Raw genomic sequence first — 16,659 nt, 5'->3', positions numbered from 1 at the left:
GTGCGCTGACGGTCGTGTCGCTTGGGTGTCGCAGCGCGGTGGATACGGCGATCAGGAATGGCAATGACGCATGGAACGATGTCTCCGACCGGGCTTGGCCTTCCGTCGGACATGATCAACTTTCCCGACAGCGCGAGCCTTCTGGATGACATCGCCCGCTGCCTTGCGGAAGGGCGGGGCTTTGCCATCGCGACGCTGAACCTGGACCATATCGTGAAGATGCGCCGCAATGCCGATTTCCTGCGCGCCTACCGGGCGCACAGTCACGTCGTGGCGGATGGCAATCCGGTCGTCTGGCTTGCGCGCCTGGCCGGACGTCCGGAGGTGAGCCTCGTTCCCGGTTCGGAACTCATCACGCCGGTCGCCGACCTGGCCGCCCGGATGGGCACGCCACTGGCTTTCCTCGGCTCGACCGAGACGGTGCTGCAGGCGGCCGCTGCGCAGCTCAAGGCGGACCATCCGGGGCTGGTGGTCGCGGCCTGCCTGGCGCCGCCCTACGGGTTCGACCCCGAAAGTCCGGCAGCGGATGCGCTGCTGGACCAGGTCGCCGCGTCCGGTGCGCGCATCTGCCTTCTGGCGCTCGGGGCGCCGAAGCAGGAAGTGCTGGCCGCCCGCGGGCTGGCACGCCATCCGCAGCTGGGCTTCCTGTCGATCGGGGCGGGGCTCGACTTCATCGCCGGGCATCAGACCCGCGCGCCGGTCTGGGTGCGCAGGATCGCGATGGAATGGTTGTGGCGGATGCTGTCGAATCCGCGTCGGCTTGCCCGGCGCTACCTCGACTGCGCGCTTGTGCTGCCCTCGCTGACCGGGCAGGCGCTGGCATCCCGCAGCGCGCGGAAGCAGGGCACTGCCGAGTGAAGGCATCCAGGATGGACAGTGTGAGCGAACCCATTGCAAACCCGACGGTTCTGACCGTCCTTCTGAACTGGCGCACCGCCGAAATGACGCTGCGCGCCGCAGATGCGGCCGAACGCGCGATGGAGGGGGTCGCGGGCGGCATCGTGGTCGTCGACAACGATTCCGGTGACGGGTCGTTCGAACGCATGCGCGACGCCCTGAAGGACCGCCCGCGGTTTCGCGTGGTGCAATCCGGGCGGAACGGCGGCTTCGGTGCGGGAAACAACGTGGGTATCCGGCTGGGCCTGCCCGACGGCAGCCGCCCGGACTATGTCTACATCCTGAACTCGGACGCCTTTCCGGCACCGGATGCGATCCGCCTGCTGCTGGACTATCTGCAACGGCACCCGACGGTCGGGATCGCGGGAAGCTACATCCATGGTCCCGACGGTGAGCCGCATGTCACCTGCTTCCGATTCCCCTCGGTCGCGTCCGAGTTCGAGGGCGCGGCACGGACCGGGCCGATCTCGCGGCTGCTGGCCGGGCGTTCGGTGGCAATCGGCGTGCCCGATGCCACCGGTCCGGTGGACTGGCTCGCCGGGGCAAGCATGATGATCCGCGACGTGGTGCTGCGCGAGATCGGCGACTTCGACGAGACCTTCTTTCTCTATTTCGAGGAAACCGACCTCTGCCGCCGGGCAGCCGAAGCAGGTTGGCCCACGCATTTCGTTCGCGAAAGCCGCGTGGAGCATATCGGTTCGGTCTCGACAGGCATGAAGACCTGGAAACGGGTGCCGGGATACTGGTTTGACAGCCGCTGGTACTACTTCCGGAAATCAGGCGGAACGCCGCGGGCGGTTGCAGCGACGATTGCGCATCTGGCGGGCGGGCTGATCCTTCAGGTACGGCGCCTGGCCCAGCCGAAGATTCCCGCCGGTCCGCCGCATTTCCTGCGCGACCTGAGCGGTCATGCCGCCCGGCAACTGGTTGGGTCCGGAAAGGCGCGACCCTAATGCACAAAGGCGGCCAGACGTGCTGGCCGCCCTTCTGTCAGCGTCAGTCAGCCATCAGGGCCGGAACTGGAAATCGCGGCTCAGCGCCACGAAAAGGTTCGGCGATTCAGAATGGCCGTCGGCATCGTGCCGAACCCGATAGCCGATCCCGCTGTCCAGGGTCCAGGCGTCGGTCAGCCGGTGGCTGTAGCCCGCGCCGAGCGTCACCTGTTCGATCCGTTCGGTCGGCGAGTCGCTCAACTCGTAGCTGATGTCCAGCGAGATCGCCGAGAAGTCGTTGATCGACTTTGCCCAGTTCACGCTGGCCCGCGACGATACGACTTCCTCGTCGTCATCATCGTCAAACGCGACGCTGCGTTCGAGGCTTACACCGATGGAGCCATCCGGCAGCGGGTGACGAAGGCTCAGGCTGCCGATCATGTCGGTGCCGGTCGGATCGGCATGGGTGATGCCAAGCCGGGCCGAGATGACGTTCGCCGGGGTTTCCAGCTCGCGGCCGATTTCGAACGTCTCGCGCTGGCCTTCGTCGGCATCGGTGGTGACACGAAACAATGCCGTCGCAATGCCGACGGGCATGTCATAGGTCAGCCCGAGGCTGAGTTCGGGACCGTCCGCCTTGTCGAGGATGCCGAATTCCTCAATCTCAGAGGTGACGTAGCCGATCTCGGCGGACAGATCGAGCCGCTCGCTGACGGCGTAGTCCAGTCCGGCAAAGGCGGTCCGTTCGTCAAGCCTGTAGTCGCCGACGCTTTCTTCCTCGCGATGACGGTAGCGCAGGCCCACGCGGCCCGTCGTGGTTTCGGTCGCGTGGAGTAGCACCGCGAAATCGGCGCGCGTCTCGGTGGAGTCGACCAGATCCGGATCGCCCGTATCCTGGTAGTCGGTGGTTTCGTGGGCCACCCCCATGGCAAGGCCGATGGAGGAGGTCCGGCCCGTTTCAAGTCGTGCCGACACGCCAAGGTCGGTGCGGGTCCCGGTCTCGTCATCCTCTTCCAGATCGTCGAAAGCGTCGACATTGTCGTTCCGGAAAGTGGCAGTAACGTCGAGCACCGCCGCTGGCACTTCGCGATGGTAGTCGAGCGTCACCGCGGCCCGGCCGAAATCCAGCGCGGTCCCGGAACTGTCGGCGGTGTTCTCGGCGATCAGCGCGCCCGATGCCGAGAAGGCAAGACGGTCAATCGCCGTCTCGCTGATCAGCCCGAACGACAGCACGGTGACGTCGGCAACATCGGTACCGCTGGATGGAACCGCAAGGTCGTCATTACGGACGATCTCAAGCCGGTTCTCGATCCCGAACGTCAGAAGTATCCCGCCGTCCTGCGCCAGGACGGCCGAGGACGACAGGAGCGCGCAGGCGGAGCAGACACCGCCAAGGGCAAGGCCAGTGCGGCGCATGACCCGATTACTCGAAGAGCTTGCGCTGCGGGATGACGATCACGTCGCCAGACATCAGACGCGTGGAACCACCGGCGGCGCCGCGCTCGATCGCGTCAAGGTCGAACTTGTAGACCTTTTCGACGCCGGACTTGTCGACCCGGCGCAGCTGGATGCGCTTTTTCGCAGCGAAGGGAGTGACGCCACCCGCCACGGCCAGTGCCTGCAGCAGCGTGGCACCGGGCTTGACCTCGACCTTCCCAGGCGTTGTCGCGGCGCCGAGGACGTAGATATCCGTCAGGCGCGGCGCGGCAGCGGGTGCGCGTTCGGCCAGCGAGTTGAGGGTCACATAGACGGTGGGCGGGGTGGCGAAGTTCGGGGCCAGGCGGGTGGCCAGATCGGCCTGCACCTGCGCCAGGCTGCGACCGGCAGCTTGGACCGACCCGGCCAGCGGCAGCGATATCTGTCCATCCGGCAGCACGATGGCGGTGCGGTTCAGCGTCGCGTCTTCCAGCACCTCGATCTGCAGGACATCGCCCGCGCGGACTCGGTAGTCCTGAGCCCAGCTGGCGACAGCCAGAATTGGGACAAGGAGCAGGGCGGCGGCGAGGCGGTGAAAGATAGACATCGAAAACACTCCTTGGCGTCCAGTGAAAACGGGCGCGACTGCGACGCGTCAACAGTATTTGTCCCGCACCGGTTCGGAAAGAGGAAATGCATCCGCGAATCGGTGGTTTTGCGGTGCGTGGGTGGCCTGAGGAACGAATGACCGGCCAGGTGGCCTAAATGTCACATCAGGCGGCAATGCCTGACAACCCCAGGGAGACGACGATCCGGGCCGTCGTTTCCTGCATCAGCCGCGCTGCCCGCGCGCCCGGCGCGAGGGCGGGGGTACCATCGGCTTTCCGCAGCGCGGTTGGAAGCCCGACGGGGGAAGCATGGTAGAGCACGGTGAAATGCACCAGTGAGACAAGGTAATTACCCATGTCGTTCAAGTGGATAGGGTCAACTGCGCCATCGCTGCCGCGCGCGAAGAGATCAGTCCGGTCGCGGATGTTGTCGACCCCACCCTGCGCTTCGATCACGCGGACAAAGGCAGCCAGGACCTGGCCCGCGGGAATCAGGTTGATCCGTGTGCCTTGCGGCAGTTCCTGCAGTGCCGGGCCAAGGACCTGACGCAGCCAATAGCGGTCGAGGTCGCGGTCCAGACGTTCCAGCCAGTCGTCGGGATCGTCCAGCCGGTGCCAGGTCTCGTAGAGATACAGCCGGACATCGGGCCGCGCCGCAATCGCCTTTTCCGCCCAGAGCGCCAGATAGGTTGCGCTGTCGAAATAGCGGATCGCATCGCGGATCTCGACCATCTCGGTCAGCACGATGGCGTCATACTCGCCGCTATCCACCGCCTCATGCGCCGGGCGAAAGCGGGAATGGGCGTTCTCGGCCTCAAATCCGTCAATCTCCGCATCGCCCCAATGGGCTTTCAGCGAGGTGCCCCAGCCAAGCTGGCTGTCATAGCGATGGCCCGGCGGGGCCAGTTGGGCAAGCATCGCCGGCATGTCGCGGTTCACGAGACTGTGGCCGAGATGGTAGACCGAAATCGGCCCGGTTGGCGAGGCCAGCTCGCCCGCCAGCCGTTCGCGAACGGCTGCCGCCGAGGGTCGACGCGTCCAGAGATGGTAGATCGCACCGGCGCCAGCAATCGCTCCAAGGCCGCCCACTATCGCCTTGCGCCGGGACGCCATCACCACCCCACCCCCGCCAGAATCATGTCGTCACAGAGTGCAAGGCGGCCCTGCAGGACCTGACCTGCCCGGAACGCCCCTGCATCATCAAGGAAATGGGCCTCGAACCCCCCTGTGACAAGTGTGACCGACACGACGTCGAAGCCGAACATCGCGCGGCGGCCGGTGTCTTGTGCCTTGAACACCGCCTCTTTTGCCGCAAAAATCTGCCTGACAAGGTGTCCGGGCTCCCTGCCAAGCCGCGCCAGCTCTTCTGCCCGGCAAAGGGTCGGCCAGAGGTCGGGCGGGATCGGCGCGTCCTGTTCAAGGTCGACACCAAGCGGCGCGCCGCGCCGGGCGACGGCCATGGCATAGCCAGCGGCATGTGTGATGGAACCGGAGATTCCGGTCGGCCAGTGCGGGGCACGATCCGGACCCATCGGCAAGGGCACGGGCGGCAGACCCAGATCCGCCAGCGCCCGCCGCGCGGCGGTCCGCCCGGCGACGAACTCTGCCACCCGCGCGGGAACAGCACCGGCCATGGCCGCCGCTTCCTCACGCCAGAGCGGGGCATTCGTGCCGCCAATCGGGACCACGGCCGTCGCCACCCCTGGCGGAAACAGCGATCGCAGCGCGGCTTCCAGCGGGGCGGTTCGCCCCCCGGTCATCCCAGGGCCTTTTCCCGCGCCTCGCGCATGGCACGGCGCCGGGCCATGGCATCCATCCGGCTGTCGGCGCCCGACTCGCCCGCTGCGGCCGCAGGGGTGGCCGCGCCGGCAGCCGGTGCGGGAAGCGACTTGCCGATATGCGCGGCCAGCGCCGAGACGACGGGGAAGCGGAAGATGTCGGTTATCGCCAGCCGGTCGGAGTTCAGCACCACCTTCATCTCGCGATGCGCCTGCACCGCCAGAAGCGAATGGCCGCCGAGGGTGAAGAAGTTGTCCGACCGCCCGACCTGCGGCACGCCAAGAACGCGGGCCCAGACAGCGGCGATGGTTTCCTCGACCCCGCCTTCCAGCGCCACGACCGGTTTGGCCGCAGAGGCAGCGGTAGCGAAGGGCGCGGGCAGCGCCTTGCGGTCGACCTTGCCGTTCGGGGTGAGGGGCAAGGCCTCAAGCCGGACGATATGCGCCGGGACCATCACTTCGGGCAGATGTGCGGCCAGCTCGGCGCGCAACGCCTGTTCGTCGACCGGCCCGTCGGCGGTGACATAGGCCACCAATCGCACGTCGCCCGGTTGATCCTCGCGTGCGATGACGACGGCCTGGCGGATGCCGCCGGTCGCTTCAAGCGTTGTCTCGATCTCGCCGAGTTCGATACGGTGGCCGCGGATCTTCACCTGGAAATCGGCACGGCCCAGGTAGTCGAGCTTGCCATCGGCCCGTCTGCGCACCAGATCGCCGGTCCGGTACATTCGCCCGGCGCCTGCGAAGGGATCGGGACGGAAGCGGTCGGCGGTCAGGTCGGGGCGCTGGAAATAGCCCTGCGCCACGCCCTCGCCGCCGATCCACAATTCTCCGGCCTCGCCGTCGGGGGCGGGGGAAAGCCGGTCGTCCAGGACATAAAGCGCCGTGTTGGCAATGGGTTGTCCGATGTTGACCACACCATCCGCGCCCGTCGTCGCCTCGACCGAGGACCAGATCGTCGTCTCGGTCGGGCCGTACATGTTCAGGACCGGCGCGCCGATCAGGCCCGCAAGATCACCCGCGAGCCGCCCCGTCAACGCCTCGCCGCCGACCAGCATCCGCTTCAGTCCCTTCAGCGCCGCGCGGGCCCCGTCGTCTTCCGCCAGCATCCGGGCCATGGACGGCGTGCATTGCAGGTGGGTGACGCCGTGGCGCTGGATCAGCCCCGCCATCGTCTCGTCCGCGCCGGAGCCGGAGCCGGAGTTGGTCAGCCGCAGGACCTCGGCCACAGGCTTCAGACCTTCCAGAACCACTGCGGTCGGGATGCCGTAGTCGATCAGGCAGGCGACCTCGTCGATGTCGATGGCTTTCAGCTCCTCGACCCGCTTCACGGCATCCTCGACCGTGCCGAAGAGGCCCGAATCGTCGAAGTAACGCAGGAAGGCGAAATCGAGGATCGCTTCCAGTTCATCCGGGGCCAGCGACCCAAGGTCGATGTCCATCGGGTTCGTCATGCCCTGCGGCTTCTTGAAGGCGGGGAAGGCCCAGGCGTACTGCTTGATGAGGCCAGCGGCGGAGCGCAGGTAGCTCTTCATCGGTTCGCGTGCAACTTCCCGCGCCGTCTCGCGGTCCGCGGCGAGGTAGGTGTGCAGCATCAGCGTGACCTTGAAACGGGACGGGTCATGCCCGGCCTCGGCCAATGCCTTGCGGTAGAGCTTCACCTTGCCCTCGACCTCGGCGATGGACTGGCCCAGGAGGTGGGTCAGCACGTTGGCGCCCGCGCGACCGGCCTCGCGCCAGGTCTCGGGGTTGCCTGCCGTCGTCACCCAGGCTTCGACGTCCTTCGACACCGGGCGGGGTTGGGTCTTGACCGCGAAGGGCGTGCCGTCCTTGCGCGGAAACTCCACCGCCTCGCCGCGCCACAACCGGCGGACCTGGTCGAGGGCATCGAACAGCGCCTGCCGGTTCGCGGGGGGCGTATTCTCGGGGCGCAGCACGAAGTCATCCGGCTGCCAGCCCGAGGCGAAAGCCATGCCTGCGCGCCCGTTGGTCAGGTTGTCGATCACCGCCCATTCCTCGGCGATCCTCGCGGGATGGTGCAGGGGGGCGACGATGCTGCCCGCCCGGACGCCGATATTCTTCGTGACGGCTGCCGCCGCCGCGCCGGTGACTGCGGGGTTGGGGTAGGGGCCACCAAAAGCATGGAAGTGGCGTTCCGGCGTCCAGACCGCGCAGAAGCCGTTCGCATCGGCGAATTTGGCGCCCTCCAGCAGCAGCTCGTATTTCGAGGGGCCGGGCAGGTCGTCATTGCCCCAGTAGTAGACCGAGAACTCCATCCCCCGCGCGCTGACGCCAGAGGCACCCGCTGTCCCGCCCGAAGGCCGCACCCGGGCTGAATCGTCGGCGAGGACGACGGTGAAACCGTTGGTCAGGGTCCAGAACAGCTCCAGCACCGAGATGTCGAACGAGAGCGAGGTGACGGCCAGCCAGGTTCCGGGGTCGGTGCCGACGACATCGTCCATCCCGGCGCAGAAATTCATCACGTTGCGGTGGGTGACGACCACGCCCTTCGGTCGTCCGGTGGAGCCGGAGGTGTAGATCACATAGGCCGGGTCTTCGGCGGTTGGGCCATGACCGGGCAAGCCCACGGCAGCGGCAAGCCGGGGATCGCGGTCAAGGACCAGAAGGGCAGGCCCCTTCGGCAGCGTCTCGGCCACGGCCGCTTCGGTGACGATCACCGGACACCCCGAATCCTCGGCATAGAGCGCCAGGCGGTCGGCGGGATAGGCCGGGTCCATCGGCACATAGGCCGCCCCCGCCAGCTGGATGCCAAGCGCGCCCGCCACCATGTCGATAGTCCGGCGACAGGCCAGGCCGACCAGACTGCCCTTGCCGACGCCCATCGTGGCAAGGGTGTTGGCGATGCGGGCGGCACGGGCGGCAAGCGCGGCGTAGGTGAGTTTCGCCTCGCCCGCGATCACGGCCACGGCGTCCGGCGTCCGCGCGGCCTGAGCGAGGATCGCCGCGGGGATGGTCAGGCTGCGGTCATAGACGCGAGCGGTGGTCCGGAGCGCACCCTGATAGACCTGCGTTTCGGCCTGCGACAGCGGGCTGAGGTCGGCCAGGTCGGCATCGGGCCGGGCCGCCATCTCGGCCAGGAGGCGGGTGATCCGCTCCACCAGCGTCGCGGCCTCGTCGGGCGAGACTTGGGTCGCGTCATGCCAGAGCGCGTCGCCTGCAAGCGTCACCGCCGTGCCCGCCAGCGGCCCCGCGCCTTCGCTGACCGCCAGACCCGACGGGGTCAGCCCCGTCAGGGCCGGTTCCCGCAAGCCGAGATCGGCGGCAAGGCCGGTTGCGGCCTTCGCGGCGTCCAGCGCCCGTGCGACCCGTTCCTCGGCGGCGATGACTGTCCCGGAGGCATCAAGGCGCACCGGCACCCAGGGCAGCACAAAGCCCGGCGCCGGGTCCTTGCCCGAAGCAAAGGCGATGTCGCCGCCGCTGCGGCCCAAGGCGCGGATCGCGGCGAGGGCAAGCCAGCTGGCCCCGGCGGCGGGCAGGGGAAGCTGCCGCCAGTCGGGGGCGTTGGCTGTCGAAGCGGTCAGCGCCGGATCGGGTTTCAGGAGAAGGCCACGCAGCCGGGCTTCGGCCTCGGCGACCGGAGCAAGTTCGGCATCGAGTGCCAGCGCCTCGTCCGGGGTGAGAGACACCAGGCTTGCCCCCGCGCGCCCTGTGTCGATCGGCAGGCCCTTGAGGCAGGTCAGTGCAGAAAGACGAACCGCGCCCTCGCCGCAGGCCACGGTCAGGCTGTCCGCGTCGCGGGCAAGGACCGCGCCTGCCGCGCCCGATCCGGGCACGACCTCGGCCGCGCCGACGGCCCAGACCTGACCCGGAGCCTCGACCTTCGCAACCGAAAGCGGGTTGCGATAGCCGCCGTGGTCCAGAGCGCGGACCGTCCGCGCCACCGTCTCGGCGGATTGGGTGAAATCGAGCCGCCCCGCCGCGCGGGGCCGATCAGCCCGGCGCCAGATTTTGCGCTGACCGGAGGCTTGCGGGTGGCGCGGCTGACCCCCGGCCTCCATCGCCGTGATGACTTCGGAGAACGACTCCACTGCTGCGGCAAAGCAACGGGCGTTCAGGGAGAAGGCGCTGTCGTCGGCTTCGATGGGAAAGCTGCGCGTCGCAAGCACGTCGCCCTCGTCGATGCCACCGGTCATCAGGTGCCAGGTGATCGCGTGGGTCGCCTCGCCGTTCAGGAGCGCCCAGACCGGGGCGTTCAGGCCCGCGTAGCCGGGCAGGGGGCCATCGTGGAAATTGACGCCGCCCGCCCGTGCCAGCGCCAGCACCGGTGCGGGCACCACCGAGAGGTTCGCGACCGACAGCACCCAGTCGACGACAAGACCGGTGGTCCGCGCAGCCAGCCCGGCGCCCGGCGCGATGACCCTGAGACCGGCATGAGAGGCCCAGGCGGCCACTTTAGGTTCACGCGTGACGACGGCGGCAAGGGCATGTCCCCGCTCCAGCCAGCGCTTGCCACATTCGACCGTCAGGCTTTCGTTGCCGATCAGAAGGGCGGTCAGGGTCATGGGAAATCTCCGGTCACTCGGCAGCAAGTCTATGATCAGGATGGCGGACATCGCCAGCCTCGGCCGCCTGGATCGCGGCCTTCATCCGTGCGGCCAATACGCGCACGTTCGGTTCCAGCACCATGGAATCATGGTCGCCCGGCACTTCCACCACGTCCAGCCGGGGCGCGAAGGGCGTCCACAGGTTGTCGGGGTAGACATATTCCCGGGCGTTCGAGACCCAGTTCCCACCCGTCACCTTGAATCGGCGGTCAAGCGGCGGACGGTAGAGGACGACCTTGCCGTCCTCCCAGCCCTTCAGGTCGTAGACCCCGATGGCGTGGCGGAAGGCGGCCTCGATCGAGGCGTTGTGGAACGAGGGGACGGTCGGGTCAGGCTCGTTCGCGGCCTTGGCCCGGCGCGAGCGTTCCCATTCCCAGCGGCGCCTGGCCCATTCCGCGAGGAACTGCGGGCCGCCTGCGCGGATTTCGGCCAGCTTGATCATCGCCTTGTCGGGCTTCGTCAGGAAAGGCCGTACTGGCAGTGGCGTGTCGAGCAGCACCATCAGCGCCACCTCCTCGCCTTCCGCGCGCAGCTGCCGCCCGATGTCCCAGGCGGTGAGGCCGCCGCCGGAGAAGCCGCCGAGGAGATACGGTCCCTTCGGCTGCACCTGCCGGATTTCGGCGAGGCAAGAGGTGGCGGCTTCCTCGATGGTCATATGCGGCTCGGCATCGCCGAACAGGCCGCGCGCCTGAAGGCCGTAGAACGGCCGGTCGGTGCCGAGGAGGCTCGCCAGGTGGCGCAGGTTCAGGACGTTGCCGAACATGCCCGCGACCAGGAAGAACGGGGTCTTCGGCCCGCCTTCGCCCCGGTGCATGGCGACCAGATGGGTGAACTTCGGCCCCGCCGGGTCGGCCAGCTTGGCCGGGGCGTCGGCGGTCTCTTCCTCCGGCCCGATGCGATCCGCGATCAGGGCGGCGCAGCGGGCGATGGTCGGGGCCTCGAACAGGACCGAGATCGGGAAATCGACCTTCCATTGCCGCCGGATCATCGCGAAGAGCCTGACCGCGATCAGCGAGTGGCCGCCAAGGGCGAAGAAGTCGTCCTCCACCCCCACTTCGGCGACGCCCAGAAGCTCGGCCCAGAAGCCCGCGAGGGTGCGTTCCACGCTGTTGCGCGGGGCCACATAGGCGGTTTCCAGTTCGGGCCGGGCAAAGCCGGGGCCTTCGGCATCTGCGACGATGGGGGCGTTCGCCTGCCGGACGAGGGCATCAAGGTCGAGCGAGGAGACGAGGACCTGCGCGCCGTCGGCGGCGATGGCGCGGAGGAAGGCCTCGGCCCCTTCGGCGGGGCGGATGCCGCCCTGAAGCGCCTGCGCCAGCCGCTGTTCGGCGGGGGAATGGCCGCGCTGATCGTCGTCGCGTTCCACCTCGCGCGGGTTCGGGGGCGCGGGGCGGGCGAGGGCCTCCTCGAAGGCGACCTTGCGGAAGGTGATGCCCTCGACCTCGACCAGCACCTTGCCGGTGGGGTCGGTAAGCGTCACATCGAAGCTCGCCACGTCCTCGGCCGGGTCGCCCGCCAGCCGGACCCAGCTGCGGATTTCGGCGGGAAGCGCGCCATGGATTCGGATGGAGGTCGTCATCACCGGGGCCCAGACGAAGCCTTCCTGCACCTTGGGCAGTAGCGCGATGCCCCAGCCGGTGCCGATGTCGTAAAGCGCCGGGTGGAGCGTGCAGGTCGCGGTGTCCTGCACGGCTTGCGTCGGCAGCGCCAGCGTCGCCAGCCCCTCGCGGTTTCCAAGCGCGGTCGCGCGCAGCACCTGCCAGCGTGGGCCGAAGGCGATGCGGTCCTCTTGCGCCGAGGGCAGGTTCTCCCCCCCGGGCGCTGTGGTCTTGTCCGGGCAGCGGGCGGCGATGGCGGCTAGGTCGATTGTATCCGCCGGCGCAGTCAGGGTGGCGACGCCCATCTCGGCGGTCAGCGCCCAGCCTTGCGGCTCAAGGGCGCGGGCTTGCAGGCGCTGGTTGCCGTCCCGGCCACGGGTCAGGTTGACGCGCAGGTCGCGGGGCAGGTCGGCCTCCAGCCGCAGGGGCCGGAAGACCGTAAGGTCGTTCAGCTGCACTCCCGCCTTGCCGCCTGCCGCCATCAGCGCTTCATGAGCTATCTCGGGCCAGGCGGCGCCGGGCAGGACCGCCGTGCCGTCCAGAAGGCGGTGATCGTCCATCACCCAATGCTCTTTGGTCAGGGTTGCATGAAACCGGGTTTCATCCCCGCCCTTCTGCATCCGCTCCAGCACCAGCTGGCCGGGCAGCGGGGCGCCCGCGTCCTTGCCCTGCCGCTTTGCATCGGCGTCGGCGGCCATGCCGATCCCCGACCAGATCCCCCAGTTGATCGCCGTGACCTTGGTCATCCCGCCCGCCCGGCTGCGGGCGAAGGCGTTAAGATATTCGTTCGCGGCGACGTAGTCCGCCTGACCCGCAGGCGTGATCACGGTGGAGGTCGAGGAGAACAGCACGATCCGGTCGACACTGCCATCGGGGAGGAGCGTGTCGAGAAGCTTTGTGCCATGGACCTTGGGCGACAGGACCGCATCCGCGCTGCCGGGGTCCTTGCCCAGAAGCGGGGCGTCGTCGACCGTCCCCGCCGCATGGACGACGCCGTAGATCGGCCCGAACTCGGCGCGCACCCGGTCGAAGGCCGCGCGCATGTCCTCGGGGTTGCAGACATCGGCGGCGACGGCCATGACCCGGCCAAGGCGTTCCAGCCGCGACAGCACCCCGGCGCGGACGGAACCCGCTTCGGGCACATGCCGCCCGATCAGCGCGACCTTGGCATGGCGGTCGCGCATCAGGCGTTCGGCCACCGTCACCCCGATGCCGCCGAAGCCGCCGGTGATGACCCAGACCGAGCCTTCGGGCACCTCGGCCTGCGGAGGCAGGGGCGAGGGCACCAGCCGGGTTTCCAGCCGTCGGCTGCCCCGGATCGCCGCCACCGTGTTACCCGGCGTGGCGAGCATTTCCTCCAGCACCGCCGAGACGGCTTCCGCCGGGATCGCCGCCTTGCGGTTGTCCGGCAGGGCGACGTCGAGGAGGCTGGCCGTCAGACCCGGCAGTTCGCGCGGCATCACCCGCACGGGGCCAGCCACCGTTGCCTTTTCCGGGTAGGGCAGGGCCTCGGTCCGCACCTGAGCGGCGCCTGAGGTGAGGATTGTCAGGTGGGGCAGGGGCTTCAGCCCGATCTCGCCCATCGCCTGGCCAAGGAAGAACAGGCTCCAGAACCCCTGTTCCAGATTGCGCTGGAAGAAGCTGGAACCGGGGCGGAAGGTCTCCCCTTGCGTCACCAGCCAGAAATGCGCGATCCGCGCCGGGGTCAGGTCGCGCTGTGCCAGGTCGGCAAGGAGGGCGTCATAGCCCTCGCGCCCGTGTTCCGGCGCCAGCGTGTAGGTGTCGTCCGACGTCCGCGCGAAGGCGTCGCCCGCGTGGACCGTCACCACCCGATGCCCGGCGTTGCGCAGGCGCTGGACGGCAGCCCGCGCCAGCCCGGCCTCGTCGGCGAAGACCAGCCAGGTCAGGGGCGCCCCCAGTTCGGTTTCCACATCGACCGGGCAGTCGGCGGGCATCACGCGCCAACCGACCCGGTAGCCGAAATCCTCCACCTTGTCGTGCCGCTGCACGGTCACGTCGGCCTCGGTCACGACCTGGGCCTTGCCGGGGTCGATGAAGTAGCGCGAGCGCTGGAAGGGGTAGGTCGGGAGCGGCACGCGCCGCCGCTTCGCCTCGCCCCAAAGCTGATGCAGGTCGGGCTCAACCCCGCAGGCCCAGAGACGGCCGAGGGTGGCGATGAAATGCCGGTCGTCGCTGACGGTATCTTCCGGGTGGCGCAGGCTGGAGGGCACCGGCTGGCCCCCCATCGCGCCGTTGGCTTGCGCCAGCGAGGCCATTGCCCGGCCGGGACCGACCTCCAGATAGACCCGGTCCGCCTTCTGCCGCAGCGTCGTCGTGCCGTCGGCGAAGCGCACGGTGTTGCGCAGGTGGGCGACCCAGTAGTCGGGGCTGGTGGCTTCCGCATCGGTCAGGATCTGGCCGGAGCGGTTCGAGATGATCGGGATTTGCGGCGGCGACAGCTGCATCCCGGCGAGATGCGCGCGGAAGGCGGCAAGGATGCCTTCCAGCATCTTCGAATGCGCGGCGATGTCGATGGCGATGCGGGTGGTGTCGATGTCGTCGGCCTTGAGCCGTGCGGCAAGGTCCTTCAACCCCGCGTCGGAGCCGGACACGACCGTCAGTTCAGGCGCGTTGATCGAGGCGATGTCGAGATCGCCGAGATATGGCTTAAGCGCGGCTTCCGACAGCGGGACCGAGAGCATCCCGCCCGCGGGCACCGTGTCGAAGAGCTCCCCGCGCAGGCGGACGAGGCCGACGCAGGCCTCAAGCGTCATGACGCCCGCCACACAGGCGGCGGCGTTCTCGCCCATGCTGTGACCGATCAGCATGGCGGGCTTTACGCCCCAGCTTTCCCACAGCTTCGCCAGCGCGACCTCGACGATCAGGATCAGCGGCAGTTGCTTCGACGGGCGGCGCAGCGCCTCGGCGGCGGTGGCCTCCTGCCCCTCGGCGGGTAGCCAGAGGGCGCGCGTCTCGGCTTCCGCATCGCCAAGGGCGGCAAGCCCCCGGTCCATCCATTCTGCGAAGACGGGCTCGGTCTCGTAGAGGTCGCGCGCCATGTTCGGGTACTGCGCCCCGCCGCCGGGGAACATGAAGACGACGTCGGGCGTGTCGCCCAGACGACGCTGGGTGAAGACGCGGCGCGGATCGCCCGCCTCCAGCATCCTGGCGGCTTCCTCGTGGCTTTCGGCCACCAGCACGCGGCGATGTTCAAAGGCGCGGCGGCCCTGTTTCAGGGTCCAGGCGACATCGGCGAGGTTCTGAACCGGGTTTGCCCGAAGATGCGCAGCCAGCCGCGAGGAGGCCTCGCCCAGCGCCGACTGGCTGCGGGCGGAAAGGGTGATCAGCTGGAACGGCCAGTCCGACGGTTCAGAGGCTGCCACGGCTGGCGCCTCTTGCACGACGACATGCGCATTGGTCCCGCCGACGCCGAGCGAGTTCACCCCGGCCCGGCGCGGACCCATGCGGCGCGGCCAGTCGGACAGCTTGTCGTTCACCCGGAAGGGGCTGTTGTCGAAGTCGATGGCGGGGTTCGGGGCCTCGAAGTTCAGGCTGGGCGGCATCTGGCCGTGGTGCAGCGCCAGCGTCGTCTTGATCAGGCTGGCAACCCCCGCCGCCGTGTCGAGGTGGCCGATATTGGTCTTGACGCTTCCGATGCGCGCGAAGCCCTTGGCGTTGGTTGTCCGGCGGAACGCCTCGGTCAGCGCGGCGACCTCGATGGGGTCGCCCAGATAGGTGCCGGTGCCGTGGCATTCGATGTAGTCCACCGTCTCGGCGGGCGTCCCGGCCACGGCGAGCGCAGTCGCGATGCAGTCGGCCTGACCCTCGACCGAAGGGGCCAGATAGCCCGCCTTCGCCGCCCCGTCGTTGTTGACAGCGCTGCCCTTGATCACCGCCCAGATGTGGTCGCCATCGGCCAGCGCATCGTCCATCCGGCGCAGAAGCACCGTCCCCGCGCCAGAGCCGAAAACCGTCCCCTGTGCCCGGTGGTCGAAGGCGTGGCAAACGCCATCGGGCGACAGGACCTCGCCCTCCTTGTAGATGTAACCGCGGCCCTGCGGCAGGTCGATGGTGACACCTCCCGCCAAGGCCATGTCGCATTCGCCGTTCAACAGCGCCTGAATCGCGTAGTGCGTGGCGACGAGCGAGGTGGAACAGGCTGTCTGCAAGCCAAGGCTTGGCCCCTTCAGGTCAAAGACATGGCTGACGCGGGTGGACAGGAAATCCTTGTCGTTCCCGGTATGGCGCAGAAGGAACATGCCGGTGCTTTCGACCAGCGCGGGGTTCGAGCAGAGGTTGAAGTAGAAATAGCTGCCCATGCCGCAGCCCGCGAAGACGCCGATCCGGCCCTTGAAGCCCTCGGGCGTATGCCCGGCGTTTTCCAGAGCTTCCCAGGCCACCTCAAGGAACTGGCGGTGCTGCGGATCAAGGATCGCGGCTTCCTTGGGGGAGAAGCCGAAGAATTCCGCGTCGAAGCGGTCGAAACCCTCCAGCAGAGCGGCCGCCGGGACGTAGTTCGGGTTGCGCAGGGCCGCAGGGTTCTCCCCCGAGGCCAGTATCTCCTCCTCGGTCAGGCGCCGGACGGCCGTGCGCCCCTCGCGCAGGTTGTCCCAATAGGCGCTGATCTCCGCCGCCCCCGGCAGATGCGCGGCCATCCCCACGATCGCAATATCGGTCTCTGCGGGAAGGTCCTGCACCACGTCCTTCATGCGATTGCCCTCTCGACATCCTTCTGGCGGCCAGACCCATCGTCGCCGACCGCAAATTGCGGCGGCCCGGGATGATCTTCCAGCCCGATCCGGGGCAAGAGTGCAGAATGTCTCAGCACAAACTCACCTGTTCTGCACCTTCCCGAAATCCGGGAC

At 68.4% G+C, this 16,659-nt stretch carries 8 protein-coding genes; 2 read left to right on the top strand and 6 right to left on the bottom strand.

Annotation, left to right across the window (positions count from 1 at the left end):
- Positions 1-63 precede the first annotated feature (63 nt).
- Together JNL31_RS16950 and JNL31_RS16945 are read left to right on the top strand one after the other, a co-directional pair.
- Positions 64-858 carry a WecB/TagA/CpsF family glycosyltransferase gene (locus JNL31_RS16950; RefSeq protein WP_294975799.1) on the top strand — a complete coding sequence of 265 codons (795 nt, stop codon included), beginning with the start codon at positions 64-66 and terminating at the stop codon, positions 856-858.
- A gap of 83 nt (positions 859-941) precedes the next feature.
- Entirely contained in the window at positions 942-1,850 is a 909-nt protein-coding gene (locus tag JNL31_RS16945) for a glycosyltransferase family 2 protein (protein ID WP_294975841.1), read from the top strand.
- 54 nt (positions 1,851-1,904) lie between these two features.
- Here the strand turns inward: JNL31_RS16945 and JNL31_RS16940 are convergent, their stop codons facing one another.
- From JNL31_RS16940 to JNL31_RS16915, 6 genes are all read right to left on the bottom strand, one after another.
- Complete coding sequence (locus JNL31_RS16940; RefSeq protein ID WP_294975797.1) at positions 1,905-3,245, bottom strand: hypothetical protein; 1,341 nt, start codon at positions 3,243-3,245, stop codon at positions 1,905-1,907.
- 7 nt (positions 3,246-3,252) lie between these two features.
- Complete coding sequence (locus JNL31_RS16935) at positions 3,253-3,852, bottom strand: polysaccharide biosynthesis/export family protein (protein ID WP_294975795.1); 600 nt, start codon at positions 3,850-3,852, stop codon at positions 3,253-3,255.
- Between the two features lie 166 nt (positions 3,853-4,018).
- Positions 4,019-4,966: a hypothetical protein gene (locus tag JNL31_RS16930; RefSeq protein WP_294975793.1), complete on the bottom strand. Its 948-nt coding sequence runs from the start codon at positions 4,964-4,966 to the stop codon at positions 4,019-4,021.
- Positions 4,966-5,613, bottom strand: a complete 648-nt coding sequence (locus tag JNL31_RS16925; RefSeq protein ID WP_294975792.1) for a 4'-phosphopantetheinyl transferase — start codon at positions 5,611-5,613, stop codon at positions 4,966-4,968. The genes JNL31_RS16930 and JNL31_RS16925 overlap by 1 nt, the downstream gene beginning before the upstream one ends.
- Positions 5,610-10,154 carry a MupA/Atu3671 family FMN-dependent luciferase-like monooxygenase gene (locus JNL31_RS16920; RefSeq protein WP_294975791.1) on the bottom strand — a complete coding sequence of 1,515 codons (4,545 nt, stop codon included), beginning with the start codon at positions 10,152-10,154 and terminating at the stop codon, positions 5,610-5,612. Before JNL31_RS16920 ends, JNL31_RS16925 begins: the two co-directional genes overlap by 4 nt.
- A 13-nt stretch (positions 10,155-10,167) precedes the next feature.
- Positions 10,168-16,503 carry a type I polyketide synthase gene (locus tag JNL31_RS16915; protein WP_294975789.1) on the bottom strand — a complete coding sequence of 2,112 codons (6,336 nt, stop codon included), beginning with the start codon at positions 16,501-16,503 and terminating at the stop codon, positions 10,168-10,170.
- Between the last annotated feature and the right edge of the window lie 156 nt (positions 16,504-16,659).

Source organism: Tabrizicola sp. (genome assembly GCF_016792905.1).
Classification (GTDB): domain Bacteria; phylum Pseudomonadota; class Alphaproteobacteria; order Rhodobacterales; family Rhodobacteraceae; genus Tabrizicola.
This window is presented reverse-complemented; position numbering and strand designations above follow the sequence as displayed.